The organism is Roseibium sp. JB4-4 (assembly GCF_055693425.1).
Genome location: NZ_CM146333.1, coordinates 5,650,920 through 5,663,443 on the forward strand (window position 1 = coordinate 5,650,920; position 12,524 = coordinate 5,663,443).

Annotated in this window: 13 protein-coding genes and 1 pseudogene; 8 read left to right on the top strand and 6 right to left on the bottom strand. The window is 55.5% G+C overall.

Going from position 1 to position 12,524, the window contains the following annotated elements; translation table 11 throughout:
- The first annotated feature begins 1 nt into the window (after position 1).
- Positions 2-889, top strand: coding sequence for a DMT family transporter (locus tag ACZ1HV_RS26630; protein ID WP_472716831.1), 888 nt, complete (start codon positions 2-4; stop codon positions 887-889).
- A 29-nt stretch (positions 890-918) separates the two neighbouring features.
- On the top strand, positions 919-1,341 hold the full coding sequence (locus tag ACZ1HV_RS26635) for a (R)-mandelonitrile lyase (protein WP_298818362.1): 423 nt from the start codon (positions 919-921) through the stop codon (positions 1,339-1,341).
- Between the two features lie 24 nt (positions 1,342-1,365).
- Here the strand turns inward: ACZ1HV_RS26635 and ACZ1HV_RS26640 are convergent, their stop codons facing one another.
- The 3 genes from ACZ1HV_RS26640 to ACZ1HV_RS26650 form a co-directional block, all read right to left on the bottom strand.
- A complete protein-coding gene (locus ACZ1HV_RS26640) occupies positions 1,366-2,103 on the bottom strand; it encodes a class I SAM-dependent methyltransferase (RefSeq protein ID WP_298965471.1) in 738 nt (245 codons plus the stop codon).
- 238 nt (positions 2,104-2,341) lie between these two features.
- Positions 2,342-3,778, bottom strand: a complete 1,437-nt coding sequence (locus ACZ1HV_RS26645) for an ATP-binding protein (protein WP_472716832.1) — start codon at positions 3,776-3,778, stop codon at positions 2,342-2,344.
- The gene (locus ACZ1HV_RS26650; RefSeq protein WP_298818368.1) at positions 3,775-4,503 is read right to left on the bottom strand and encodes a response regulator; all 729 of its coding nucleotides are present in this window, start codon (positions 4,501-4,503) and stop codon (positions 3,775-3,777) included. Before ACZ1HV_RS26650 ends, ACZ1HV_RS26645 begins: the two co-directional genes overlap by 4 nt.
- A gap of 228 nt (positions 4,504-4,731) precedes the next feature.
- Here ACZ1HV_RS26650 and ACZ1HV_RS26655 point away from each other — a divergent pair, with 228 nt between their 5' ends.
- Both ACZ1HV_RS26655 and ACZ1HV_RS26660 read left to right on the top strand, forming a co-directional pair.
- On the top strand, positions 4,732-5,700 hold the full coding sequence (locus ACZ1HV_RS26655) for an EF-hand domain-containing protein (protein ID WP_298965469.1): 969 nt from the start codon (positions 4,732-4,734) through the stop codon (positions 5,698-5,700).
- 173 nt (positions 5,701-5,873) lie between these two features.
- Entirely contained in the window at positions 5,874-6,875 is a 1,002-nt protein-coding gene (locus ACZ1HV_RS26660) for a hypothetical protein (protein WP_472716833.1), read from the top strand.
- A 20-nt stretch (positions 6,876-6,895) separates the two neighbouring features.
- On the opposite strand, the pseudogene ACZ1HV_RS26665 reads toward ACZ1HV_RS26660, so the two are convergent.
- Together ACZ1HV_RS26665 and ACZ1HV_RS26670 are read right to left on the bottom strand one after the other, a co-directional pair.
- Positions 6,896-7,479: pseudogene (locus ACZ1HV_RS26665) on the bottom strand (YceI family protein).
- Positions 7,480-7,685: 206 nt separating this feature from the next.
- Positions 7,686-8,063 carry a VOC family protein gene (locus ACZ1HV_RS26670; RefSeq protein ID WP_472716834.1) on the bottom strand — a complete coding sequence of 126 codons (378 nt, stop codon included), beginning with the start codon at positions 8,061-8,063 and terminating at the stop codon, positions 7,686-7,688.
- Between the two features lie 451 nt (positions 8,064-8,514).
- Here ACZ1HV_RS26670 and ACZ1HV_RS26675 point away from each other — a divergent pair, with 451 nt between their 5' ends.
- From ACZ1HV_RS26675 to ACZ1HV_RS26685, 3 genes are all read left to right on the top strand, one after another.
- Positions 8,515-9,225, top strand: coding sequence for a response regulator transcription factor (locus tag ACZ1HV_RS26675; protein ID WP_298965462.1), 711 nt, complete (start codon positions 8,515-8,517; stop codon positions 9,223-9,225).
- Between the two features lie 9 nt (positions 9,226-9,234).
- Entirely contained in the window at positions 9,235-9,567 is a 333-nt protein-coding gene (locus tag ACZ1HV_RS26680) for a hypothetical protein (protein ID WP_472716835.1), read from the top strand.
- Between the two features lie 74 nt (positions 9,568-9,641).
- Positions 9,642-10,862, top strand: coding sequence for a HAMP domain-containing sensor histidine kinase (locus ACZ1HV_RS26685; protein WP_472716836.1), 1,221 nt, complete (start codon positions 9,642-9,644; stop codon positions 10,860-10,862).
- On the opposite strand, the gene ACZ1HV_RS26690 is transcribed toward ACZ1HV_RS26685, so the two are convergent.
- Positions 10,840-11,736, bottom strand: coding sequence for a substrate binding domain-containing protein (locus ACZ1HV_RS26690; protein ID WP_472716837.1), 897 nt, complete (start codon positions 11,734-11,736; stop codon positions 10,840-10,842). The genes ACZ1HV_RS26685 and ACZ1HV_RS26690 overlap by 23 nt on opposite strands.
- Positions 11,737-11,914: 178 nt before the next feature.
- On the opposite strand from ACZ1HV_RS26690, the gene ACZ1HV_RS26695 reads away from it, so the two are divergent.
- Positions 11,915-12,523 (top strand): glutathione S-transferase family protein, encoded by a 609-nt coding sequence (locus tag ACZ1HV_RS26695; protein WP_472718504.1) that lies wholly within the window; start codon positions 11,915-11,917, stop codon positions 12,521-12,523.
- Position 12,524: the final 1 nt, after the last annotated feature.

The window sequence follows — 12,524 nt, forward strand, 5'->3', positions numbered from 1 at the left end:
CATGCAAAACCGAACTTTTGAGTACGCCCTTTTGGGGTGCTTGGCCCTGCTATGGGGCTCGTCCTATATGTGGATAGCGCTTGCGCTGCCAACGATCCCGCCTGCAACACTGATTGCTATTCGCGTTGCGCTCGCATCGATCATCTTGTTGGCAATAATGGCCTTTTGGGGCATCCGGTTGCCTCTGGATGCGCGCAGCTGGCGCTTGTTCATGGTTCAGTCGCTGGTCAACAGCACCGGCCCGTGGATGCTGCTCGCCTGGGGACAGCAATATGCCGGCACCGCGGTTTCCAGTGTTTTGAATTCAACGTCGCCGCTCTGGGTCTTTGCTTTTTCGTTTGTGTTGCTACAAAGCGGAAACCGGCCAGGACCCAGGCAGCTCGCAGGTGCCCTCCTGGGGTTTGGCGGCATCGTGCTTATCGTGGGTATGGGCGCACTGGACGACCTGGGGCAAAACCTTTTGCCGCAACTGGCGGTCCTCTTGAGTGCGGTGCTTTACGGATTTGCGGCGCTTCGCGGCAGACTGTTTGCCGGATTGCATCCAATCGTTCCAGCTTGCGGAACACTCTTGTGCTCGGCGCTTGTGCTTGTTCCTGCAAGTCTGATTGTCGACAAACCCTGGCAACTTGAACCCAGCCTGACCGGGATTGGTGCTGCGATTTTCCTCGGTACGGCCTGCACGGCTCTGGCATTCCTGATCTATTTCCGGCTTCTGTCGACACTCGGAGCCATGGGAACCGCCAGCCAGGCCTACCTTCGGTCCGGAGTTGGGGTTTTTCTGGGCGTCGTGTTCCTGTCTGAGACGCTTGATGTCGAAACCTTTGTCGGAATCTGTCTTGCCATTCTTGGTGTGGTTCTGATCAACTGGCCTAAGAGGCGAAACAGTTGAAGCGTATTGCCGCCTGATAAGGAGGTGTCATGAGTGTCCTAACCGTTTTTGAGGCTGGATCGCGGCCGACCAAACGTGCCAATCCAGAGTATTTTACCGGCTCTGTCTGGCAGGACCAGGTGATCGAAGCGCCTGCACCGGCACGGGTCCGTGCCCTTAGGGTGACATTTGAGCCGAAGGCGCGCACTCATTGGCACACTCATCCGCTTGGACAGACCCTGCACATTCTCGAAGGTGCCGGCTTTGTCCACGTCTGGGGTCAGGAAAAGCTATCCATATTGCCGGGCGATGTCGTTTGGATCCCACCGGGTGTCAAGCACTGGCACGGCGCTGGACCCACCACCGCCATGGTTCATCTGGCCATTCAGGAAGAGTTGGACGGGTCTGTCGCCGAGTGGCTGGAAGCTGTCGACGACGCGACATACGCAGGCGGCATTGAAGCGCGGCGGTAGGTGTTGCGACTTGAGATGCGGCGCCTAGGCGTGAGCTTTTTCGAATACCGAGACATGCATTTTGCTGGCTGCGTCAAACTCTGACCGGTCCCAACCTCCCCATCGCGACTTGAGACGCAGCCCGGCGAGCCGAGCCATGAGGTCCATTTCTGAAGGCCAGACATATCGCAGGCGCAATGGAACAAGGCGCAGTCCGTCTTCCTTCAAGTGAATTCGCTGAAACTCCAATATCTGATCGACTGGATCGTGCTGGCAGGCGTCCAGCCAAACAGAATCCTGTCGCATCTGACGAATTCCAACTCGCTGATGACTTTGAAAGGCATTGAAATCTGGGACGAAGGCTGAGACCAGGAAGGTGCCTTTCTCCCTTAATCTCTTGGAGACATTCTCAAAACACCGGATCTGTTCACGCTGTGTCTGAAGATTAAAGAGTGTATTGAACACCAAAAAGATGTGGTCGAACATTCCATCAATGGAAACCTCGGCAATATCGCCAATCACCACGGGTATGTCTCTTCCAGCAGGTTTTTCCCGCAGCTTGTCGACCATTGGCTGCGAAGCCTCAATACCCGATATGTTGACACCTGCCTGAGCCAATGGGACTGCCACGCGACCTGTGCCAATTGCGAGTTCAAGGACATCACCTGATCCCGCGATCTCCTGGATCAGGGCGACTTCTGCCTCGGTCGTACCAGGATCGTTGCGCTCGTCGTAGTCATGCGCATTCAGCAAACCAAATGTTTCGGGATCGAAGGTTTCCATGGGGATGTATTTCTAGAGCCTCAGGTCAAAAAGATCGTGCGTGAGTTCCGGCACCGTGTGTCCGGTTGTGCATCGCTAGACTACGCAAATTGAATTCGCTGGTGCAGATAAACGTGTGTTTCGGTGGTTTTTCGGCTCATGTTGCAGATTTGCAGGATTTGCTAAATCTACAGACAACAGAACCCAGGAATTGGGTTCGGCTGCAGTATCAAAAGAACTTGAACCTGTTCAAAGGAGTTTACCCCAAAGGCAAACGCAGTTCAGCGACCAGCCCGTCTTCGGGATGGTTGTGCAAGCTGATCGTCCCACCATGGGCGTGGATGATCGAGCGGGTGATAGAAAGTCCGAGACCGATGCCTCCGGTTTCCTCGCTTCGGGATTCTTCGAGTCTGACAAACGGCTCGAAGACGTCATTCAGTCTGTCTTCCGGAATTCCAGGTCCCTTGTCGCGAATGGAAACAAGCACGTCGTCACCGCTTAGTTCGGTTTTGATCGTTACAGCATTGCCGTAGCGTATTCCGTTTTCGATCAGGTTTCGGAGTGCACGCCGCATGGCAACGGGACGGCAAGACAAAATGATGGTTCCACTGGTTTTCACGCTGCAGGCATTGCCCATATCTTCCTGGTCACCGGCAAGGGCCTCCAGCATTGCCCCGAGATCGGCTTTCTCGGCAGGTTCTGCATTGGCCTCATCGCTGGCAAAGCGCAGCGTGGCCTCGGTCATCGCCGCCATTTCTTCCAGTGTCTCGATCATCTTTTCCCGGTTCTCGTCATCATCGATAAACTCGGCCCTTATCCGAAGCGACGTGATGGGAGTCCTGAGGTCGTGGCTGATGGCCGCCAGCATGCGGGTCCGGTCTTTGACAAAGCGTGTCAGTCGATCCTGCATGTCGTTGAAAGAACTTGTGAGAGCACGCACTTCCTTCGGCCCAGTGGGCTTGAGCGCTTCAAGGTCTTCGCCTCGGCCGAGCTTCTCGGCTGACACGGCCAGATCCTTCAGCGGTCTCGTAACTCGACGAACCGCGAACCCAATGATCAAGACGGCTGCCAAAGCCGTTAGGCCGAGTTGCACCAAAAGCGGTATGATGGCCCCCTTGGGAGGGCGATAACTGGTTGCAACATTCAGCCAGCGGCCATCGGCTTGCTGAATGGAAAGCGACAGATCTTCAGGCTTGTTCATGATCCGTTTGAGGTTGGGGGGCCTTTCCCCCTTGGGAACATCACGCCAGCTCGGGTTCCCGTCGGCATTCCTGTCACGGTCACGCGGCCCCCGTTTTTCGTCCGCGTGTATGTTGATATGCGCGATGTAATCGCTCCCGAGCCTGTTGTTGATGTAACCTTGCAGCCGCTGCTCGAACCGGGAGGCGCCGGGCTTCGATGCGAGAGGGGTGTCCCCAATCCAGAAAATGGCATACCGGCTGCTGCTTGCGTCGAGGATCTTCTGTTGAAGCTCCTCAGGGGTCTCTTCAAGCAACGTCGCGATCGAGATGGCTCTCGACAGGAGATTGTCCCGTGCAGCGGCAACCATGGTGATGCGGCGCTCATCATGGAAAATCCATACACTGAGTGCCTGCGCGGCAACGATTGCTGCCAGGAGCAGTACAATCAATTGCGCGGCAATTGATTTGGGCCATAGCCGGTAGAGCGTTGTTTTAATGCGTTGAGAAGCGCTCATGCGGTCCCGTCTTTGACTTCAGCGGTAAACATGTATCCACCGCCCCAGACTGTCTTGATCAGTTTCGGGTCTTTGGGATCTGTTTCTATCTTCCTGCGCAGGCGCGACACCTGATTGTCGATGGACCTGTCGAAAACCGCCGGTGTACGTCCCGTGGTGAGGTCGAGCAACTGGTCTCGATTGAGAACCATCTTCGGCCGTTTCAGGAATGCGCAGAGCAGCTGGAATTCGCCGCTTGAAAGCGCAACGGTCACGCCTTCAGGGTCCATCAGCTCACGGCGAGAAACATTGAGCGACCAGCCGTCAAAAGACAGCAACTCCTGTTCAATCGGATCCCGCTCCTTTGGTACCAGTGACGTTCGCCTGAGCACGGCCCGAATCCGGGCAAGAAGCTCCCGCGGGTTGAACGGTTTGGTGACATAATCGTCCGCGCCTATTTCCAGTCCAATGACCCGATCAGTGTCGTCGGCCATGGCTGTTAGCAGGATCACCGGCAAGGAGCCTGTTTCAACAAGGTGCCGGCACAGCGACAGTCCGTCTTCTCCGGGCATCATGATGTCCAGAACGACGAGATCTATGGATGCCGCTTTCAATGCCTTGCGCGCATGCGCGGCATTTTCCGCGCTCGTTGCACGCATGCCGTTCTTGATCAGATAGCGGGCCAGCGTTTCACGAATGTCGCGGTGGTCGTCGACCACCAGAATATGCGGGCTCGGGTCGCTCACGTTTGTCTCCGGTTTGGCGGCGGGTCCCGTGGTTGGTATCCATCCGCCACTTCATTGTGTCTAAAGCCTAAATAATAACAAGCGCACCCACGTGCGAGCCGAGTTTGTATCAAAGTGTGTCGCAGGGGCCAAACGGGACAGTTGGCGACACTTCGAGCCGCATAGAAGGGTATTCCTGCGACAATTGCTTCCTACGTTCAGCTCATCAACGAACAAGGAGTTGTTGGAATGAAACCGTTCAAGAAGATTGCAATTGCCGCCCTGGCTGCGAGCGTCGCGGGCACCGCGCTAACCGCCGGCATGTCTGCGTCTGCCCAGAGTGGCCCTGCATCGGGGGACGGGGGCAAAGAAATTCAACAGCCGGTCGGCGAGCGCATGGCCCACAAGGGTGAGCGAAGCGGTCGCGGCTGGGGCCGGGGCCATCGCGGGGGTGAGCGCCGTGCCGAACGCCTGTTTGAGCGTTTTGACGTGGACAAGGATGGAGTTATTACAGCTGAAGAGATCGCCGAAGTCCGGTCTGAGAACTTCGCAGCAGCGGATACCGATGGAAACGGCGAAATCAGCCTGGAAGAATTCAAGGCTGAATTCCTGACCCGATCGAACGATCGCATGGTCCGTGCGTTCCAGTTCCTGGATACGGATGGCGATGGTACGGTGACACAGGCAGAATACGATGCAGCCGCCAACCGTCTTTTCAACCGGCTTGACCGTGATGGAAACGGCACAGTTGAACGTGTCCGCGGTCAACGGGGACAGAATGCTGGCGAAGGCGGCCAACGGGCTGAGCGCGGCGAACGCGGCGGACGTCGTGGCGGGCACGGACGAGGCGGTTCCGGCCGGATGTTCCTGAGCCTATTTGATACGGATGGAGATGGATCCGTCACCCGTGAAGACTTTGATGCAAAGCGTGCTGAATTGTTTTCACTTGCCGACACGAGCGGAAGCGGATCGTTCACCCTGGAAGACTTCGGGCCGATCTGGATGTCGGTCAATGAGAACCGCATCGTCGACATGTTCCAGCGTGCCGATGCCGACGGAAGTCTTGGTGTCACAGCCGAAGAGCATGGAAAACGCCTTGACCGTCTGATGGATCGCGCTGACCGAAACAAGGATGGTGTGATCACCAAGGCCGACTTCAAAGGCGGCAAGAAAATGAAGGGAAAAGGCCGGGGCCACGGCAAACAGCAGCGAGGATAAGTCGCTTCTGATCAAATGGTCTGTCAGCATTTCCCCGCACTTCCTACCCACACCCGCGGGGGGACAGAGGGGGAGCCGCAATTGCGGCTCCCCCTTTTGACCGATTTTGCCCGTGTTACGTGAATCTCAAGATTTTCCCGCGATAGTTCGCGCGTCAGAATTGGGAGATCACCATGGCCAAGCCAGGATTGAACGACTTCGTTGCGGCAAAGATTGCCGAAAGACGCGTCAGTGAAGACGATGTCGTCATGTTGCGCAGATATATCTACGGCGATATGGCTGTGTCGCTGGAAGAGGGGGAGGCACTCTTTCACCTGAACAACGCGTCGCCCGATCTTTGCGAGGCGTGGTTTGTGCTCTTTCCCGAGGCGATTGCCGACATTCTCGTCAATCAGGCCAGTCCTCAGGGCTACGTTTCAAATGACAATGCCGACTGGCTGATCGGTCAGATCACCGCAGACGGCAAGGTGTGTTCGGCAACCGAACTGGATGCGGTTTTGCATGTGCTTGAGAAAGCGCGCGAAGTGCCTGAAGGCCTTGAGTTGTTTGCTTTGAACACAGTCAAGGACAGCGTCTTGACCGGGCGTGGTGCCACACGTTCCGGTGGGCAACTGAAACCGGGTGTTATCGGCGATGCTGAAGTCGAATTGCTGCGCAGGGTGCTTTATGCAGGTTCTGGCAGCCGCGGCTCTGCCATATCCAGGGCTGAAGCTGAAATCCTGTTTGAGTTGAACGACGCGACCGTCGAGGCTGAAAACGCCCCGGCCTGGTCAGAACTCTTCGTGAAAGCCGTTGCCAACTACATGATGGCCATGTCGGGTTTCACTCCGCCCTCCCGGGATGTCGCACTGGCCCGTGAAAACTGGCTGGAGACGCCGGGCGGCATTGATGGCGGACTTGGCGGTTTTTTCAAGAAAATGATTGGTGGAGGCCTTGGCGGGGTTCTCGATGCCTATGAGAGCAAGCCGTCTGCATATGCTGAACGAGGCGCTTCGATTGAAGAGGAAATCGCCCGAAACGAAATCGTCACGGAAGAAGACGCTTCCTGGTTGGTGAACCGTATAGGCCAGGACGGCGTGTTGCACGAGAACGAGAAATCTCTGCTGCGGTTCATCCGCGAGGAAAGCCCGAACATTCATCCTCTTTTGAAGCCGCTGATGGAAAAGGCAATCTGACCTTCTGACCGGTCATTTGCTCATTCCATTCGCATGGCCTCAGTCTCGATGATCAGTTTGACTTCATCGCCGACAAAGCCATTGTCGACTGCATAGTTCATTCCGTATTGGCTACGGATGACCGTCCCGCGTGCGCTGATCCCGAGCGTGAAGCGGCTATGTCCGAACGGGTAGTTCGCCGCCTTGTTGAGGGTCACCTCAAGCTTAAGCGGGTGCTTTTGCCCGAGCAGCTCAAGCTCGCCCTCAATCGTGCCGGCCGTCTCGCTGGAGGGGTTCCCTCCGACGCCGTGAATGTCATGACCGGAAACTCTGCAACGTTCAGAAAATCCTTGTTGCGAACGTGATTGTCCCGGGCTTCGTTGAATGATTCGACGCTCTTGGTATTGACGGTGATTTCTACGTCAGTGAGTGTCTGCGTCTCCATGTCGTAGCTGAAGCTGCCTGCGAAATCCAAGAACACGCCAAGCGTGTCGGCATAGCCCAGATGATCGACCATGAAGGCGATTGTTGTGTGTTCCGGGTCGAGTTCATAGCGATGTGGCTCTGCAAGTGCAGGGGTTGCTGCGATCGAAAGGGCAAACAGGCTTCCAAGCAGTTTTTTCATCGCGTCCTCTCAAGGGCTCTGGCCTTCGGTTTCAAAGAGAGCTAGCGCGTTTTGTTACCGGGACAATGCCAAGGATGAGCTGACTTGAGGTGAGGACGCGCGCAAGGAATGCCGCAGGATCTTCGAAGAGCTGCAGTTCACTGCATCGCTGCTCAGGGCCAAAAAACCAAACCGGGTATTTGGGTCAAAAATACGCAGCACCCAGGTCAGATTGCTTGTCCGACATCTATGCGGTTTCCGTCGGGATCTTCAAAGACAAAGGCGCGCAGGCCATAGTCCTTGTTCTGGAGCCGCTTGACGATCCTCAGCTTGTTGTCTTCACAGGCCCGCAACGCAACTGCTGCATCTGAAACCATGATATGCGCCTGATTGAATGGCGGAGCCTTGTAGTTCTTTTGCAAGGTCAGATGCAGCTCGGCATCATCCTTTTGCAAGATGACAAAGCCGACGGGATTGCCATTTTCGAAGACTTTCTTCAGTCCGAAGACGGACCTGTAGAGAGAACTTGCGCGCGCAATGTCGCTGACACCCAAAGTCGCGGCGATGCGGCCGAGCGTCAGGCAGGATGAACTTGTTTCGGACATAGCACTCTCACTGTGTTGGCCAAACGAGCAGCAATCCGGGTCGGTCGGTGCCGACGAACGGGTCTGTCTCGTGTTATCAGGGCGGTGCCTGCCGATTTTGTATATCATTGCCCGATCGGTGACAAATGCGCAAAATCTGCACATCGTCTCAGGGACGACTGCAGCCCAAGTCGCCACGCTGGACCTATGAGATATCCAGCTTCAAAGACCACTTTTTTCGCCCGATATTCAATTGTACGGCCTTGTGTTTACCGGCCAAGTTGGCGATCGCGCAACGGCAGCTGCACCCTGTCGGCCCTCTGGCCGATCTCGCCAGACAACCAGACGATGGACAAAACGCTTCCACGCAGCCTACGCCGAGACGGCTGGTGGCTGGAAACCTGATCTTGCCTTAGTTATTTGTAACTATTCCACTGCATTTTGCGGAAATATCTTTTTCGGGAAGTCAATTTTGCCAAGCAAAACCATTCTTGTCGTCGACGACGATCCCAATATTCGTGAAGTGATCTGTTTCGCGCTTCAAAAGGCTTCTTACGCATTTGAAACGGCAGCTGACGGCAAGGAGGCGATTGACAAGACCAGCCTTCTGGACCCTGCGCTGATCGTTCTGGATATCGGTTTGCCCGAAATGGACGGGCTGGATGTGTGTCGACACCTTCGGCGAAGCACGGATGTGCCGATCCTGTTTCTTTCAGCACGCGACGACGAAATAGATCGAATCGTTGGGCTGGAGCTCGGTGCCGATGACTATGTCACCAAGCCATTCAGCCCGCGCGAACTGATTGCCAGGGTTGGTGCCATTTTGAAACGCTATGGCGTTTCTCCCAAGGAACCTTCATTGGCGGAAGCATCGATGTCTCATGGCATTGTGTTGCTGGAGAAGGATCAACGCCTGGTTACGGTGAGCGACGCCAGCGTCAGCCTCACGGCTATCGAGTTCGATATTCTGGCTGCGCTGTTGAGCCGGCCCAAGATCGTTTTTACCCGCGAGCGCATACTGGAAAGTGCCTACAAGGACAATATTCACGTCTCGGACCGAACCATCGACAGTCACATTCGAAACATCCGGGCAAAACTAACCGCTGCCGGGTGTTCAGATGCGATTGAAACTGTACATGGGGTCGGGTTTCGCCTCGGCGACTGCTCCGCTGGGTCCGGATAAATCTCGCCAATGCTGCTATCGCGTGCTTTCCGGGACAAATGGCGACCACCACTTTTTCTTGTGGTGGCTGTCGTGCTTTGTATCATGTTGCTTGTGCCGTTCGCCGGCATTGCGTTTTTCAGGGTTTATGAAAATCAGCTGGTTCAGACCACGGAGGCCGAGCTGATCGCGCAATCGGCTGCCATTGCGTCCATGGCGGCTCAGCGTCTGGAACAAATTGGTGGCGCTGATTTGCCATTGGGCCCAGTGGTTGAACGCGCGGGCACATCTTCCAACGACAGGACAACATCCGGGCGTCGGGGGGCGGTAACTGGACGCCCCAATTGCCGCTCCTCGATCTGAACAAGACGTTTGTTCTGCCAAGACGACCCAAGCCCTTGGCGCCGCAGACAGAAGTGCATGCAGGAACGGCACTGGTGGGAAAAGAACTTGGCCCCATTCTCAGGAACACACAAAAACTGACGCTTGCCGGTTTTCGTGTTCTGGACGCCAATGGAACCGTCATCGCCGGCCGGGATGAACTTGGCCAATCCCTTGCGCATGTCGCTGAAATTCGGTCGGCATTGGAAGGCAATTATGCCAGTGTGCTCAGGGAGCGCGCCGTTGAAAATCCGCAACCGATATATTCCATAAGCCGCGGCACAAGCGTTCGCGTTTTTATCGCGCTGCCGATTATCGTGAGCGATAGGGTTGCGGGCGTTGTTTATGCTTCGCGCACGCCGAGCAACATCTTGAAAGAAATGTTCTGGAAACGCGAAACCGTGTTCTGGGTATCGCTTTTCATTCTCGGAGCAACCTTTGTTGTCGGCTACATTTTTGCACGCGCGATTTCAGGCCCGATCAAGGCACTGACACACCGTTCTCTAAGGATTGGCGCGGGAGATCGCGAAGCACTGATGCCGTTGAAAATCCATGGTAACCGGGAAATCCATGCCTTGTCTGAAAGCATGCTCGACATGTCCCGCAAGCTGTTTGATCGCAATGACTATATCAACACATTCGCCAATCATGTCACCCACGAGCTAAAGTCTCCCTTGACGGCCATCCAGGGCGCAGCGGAACTGCTTGCAGAAAGCGATGGTCTGAGTGACGAAGATCGAAAGAGGTTCCTGAAGAATATTCTCCGCGATACCGAGCGCGCGTCTCTGTTGTTGAACAGGCTCCGAGATCTCGCGCGCGCCGACAGTGTCGAGATTGGAGGAGACTCGCGTCTTCAGATGGTTCTCGCCGAGGTACAGACAAATACCGAAGGTTTCGCGATTGACTGCGAGGGAGACGGAGACCTGCCAATGTCTGCGGAAAACGCCAGAATCGTATTCTCAAATCTCGTCGAAAATGCACGCCAGCACGGTGCGGATCGTGTGGTTGTTACACCGGAAGCTGAGGGGAACGGGCTCAAGGTAAATGTCAGCGATAACGGGAAAGGCATTTCCTCAGGGAACGCCGAACAGGTTTTCGACCTGTTTTTCACAACCCGGCGCGACAGTGGTGGCACCGGTATGGGACTTGGGATTGTTCAGGCCCTTCTCAAGGCGCATGGCGCAACGATACGTCTTGGCCCGCAGGTGCAAGGGGCATGTTTCGAAATCTGGTTTCCGTCAAGAGTGCACCCGATCAAATCGTCCAACGAGAGCTGAACTCGCACGCAAGATGATCAATCAGGGCACGCACTCTGCGGGTCAGGTGCCTGTTTGGCGGGTAAAGGGCATAGACACCGAAGTTCTCCGTCGCAAAGTCAGGCAGCACTCTTTCCAGCTTCCCTTCCTGAAACGCCTCTTGGACTGCATAGAGCGGAGCGCGTGTTATTCCCAAACCTCCAATTGCCAGCGCGGCCAATGCTCTGGGTGCATTGGCCCTGACTGCACCGCTTAGCCGGACGGTCTCCTCCTGTCCGTTGGTATAAAAACGCCAGGTGTTCAGGTCCTGCTGATTGTTGTCGACCAGACAGACATGCGTTTGCAGGGCTTTTGGATGTTGAGGCCGACCATGCTGTTCCAGGTAACCCGGCGAGGCACACATGACCAAGGGCATATCGGACAGTTTTCGTGCGATCAGAGTGGAGTCCCGGAGTGTGCTGATACGAATTGCCAGATCCAGCCCCTCTTCAACCACCGCCACTCGGTTGTCCGTTAAAAACATATCGAGTTCAACTTCAGGGTGACGGTTCAGGAAAGGTACCAGAGCTTCCGTCAGCTTGGTGCTTCCGAAACCTGTCGGTGCGGTGAGCCGGATCGGGCCGGCAAGGGCGCTCTGTCGTTCGCTGACAAGAGAATCCAGATCATCGATCTGCTCCAGGATCGGGCGGCTTCGTTCCAGATAGGCCGTTCCGACATCGGTCAAAGACACGCTTCGAGTGGTCCGGTTGAAAAGCTGGGTTTTGAGCTGGCCTTCCAGATGTCGGACATATTTGCTGACCAGCTTTGTTGAATGCCCGAGGCGGCGACCTGCGGCCGTGAATGAACCTTCCTGAGCCACAGCCACAAAGGCCCGGATCGTTTCAATCTTGTCCATAATCTGCCTCTTGATTGGAGCATCAGGCAATATTGTCGCCAAATTGTACATAATTATTGAACAAGATTGAGGATTATTTCCGTATCGGAGAATTGGCATATTGCGATCAGCGGTCCGGCATTGAGGTCGGCAGCCGCAGGAGGTTCAAGATCGCGAGGGTATGATCATGTCCAATTCTATCAAAATTCACCGCTTTCCATTGTCCGGGCACTGCCATCGGGTTGAGCTGTTCTGCAATCTGACAGGCATCAAGCATGAGCTGGTTGATGTTGATCTGGCGGGTGGCGAGCACAAGCGGGACCCTTTTTTGAAACTCAATCCGGCCGGCAAGGTCCCGGTCATCCAAGACGGCGAGGCCGTACTTGCCGATTCAAATTCAATCCTTGTTTATCTCGCTCGCAAATACGCACCCGAATGGTTGCCGACTGATGCGGTTGAGGAAGCTGAAATTCAAAAATTCCTGTCTTTTGCCGCTGGCGAATTGGCTGCAGGACCTTGTGCGGCCCGTTTGATCACCGTCTTTGGTGTGCCGCTTGATCCAGAGCGCGCGAAAGAAGTGTCTGCGCAGGCGCTTAGCTTCCTGGAAGACCAATTGGATGGTCGCGACTGGCTTGTCGGCAACCTTCCGACGATTGCCGATGTGGCGATGTACAGCTATGTGGCGCATGCTCCGGAAGGCAACGTGTCTCTCGATCCTTACCCCGCCGTTAGAGCGCTTCTGAAGCGCATTGAAAATCTGCCGGGTTTCGTGGCGATGCCAGCGACAAAGGTTGGCCTGGCTGCCTGAC

Coding starts and splice junctions, on each gene's coding strand:
- ACZ1HV_RS26630 (WP_472716831.1), top strand. CDS start 2: ATGCAAAACCGAACTTTTGAGTACGCCCTTTTGGGGTGCTTGGCCCTG.
- ACZ1HV_RS26660 (WP_472716833.1), top strand. CDS start 5,874: ATGGCCAAGCCAGGATTGAACGACTTCGTTGCGGCAAAGATTGCCGAA.
- ACZ1HV_RS26655 (WP_298965469.1), top strand. CDS start 4,732: ATGAAACCGTTCAAGAAGATTGCAATTGCCGCCCTGGCTGCGAGCGTC.
- ACZ1HV_RS26690 (WP_472716837.1), bottom strand. CDS start 11,736: ATGGACAAGATTGAAACGATCCGGGCCTTTGTGGCTGTGGCTCAGGAA.
- ACZ1HV_RS26640 (WP_298965471.1), bottom strand. CDS start 2,103: ATGGAAACCTTCGATCCCGAAACATTTGGTTTGCTGAATGCGCATGAC.
- ACZ1HV_RS26680 (WP_472716835.1), top strand. CDS start 9,235: ATGCTGCTATCGCGTGCTTTCCGGGACAAATGGCGACCACCACTTTTT.
- ACZ1HV_RS26670 (WP_472716834.1), bottom strand. CDS start 8,063: ATGTCCGAAACAAGTTCATCCTGCCTGACGCTCGGCCGCATCGCCGCG.
- ACZ1HV_RS26635 (WP_298818362.1), top strand. CDS start 919: ATGAGTGTCCTAACCGTTTTTGAGGCTGGATCGCGGCCGACCAAACGT.
- ACZ1HV_RS26645 (WP_472716832.1), bottom strand. CDS start 3,778: ATGAGCGCTTCTCAACGCATTAAAACAACGCTCTACCGGCTATGGCCC.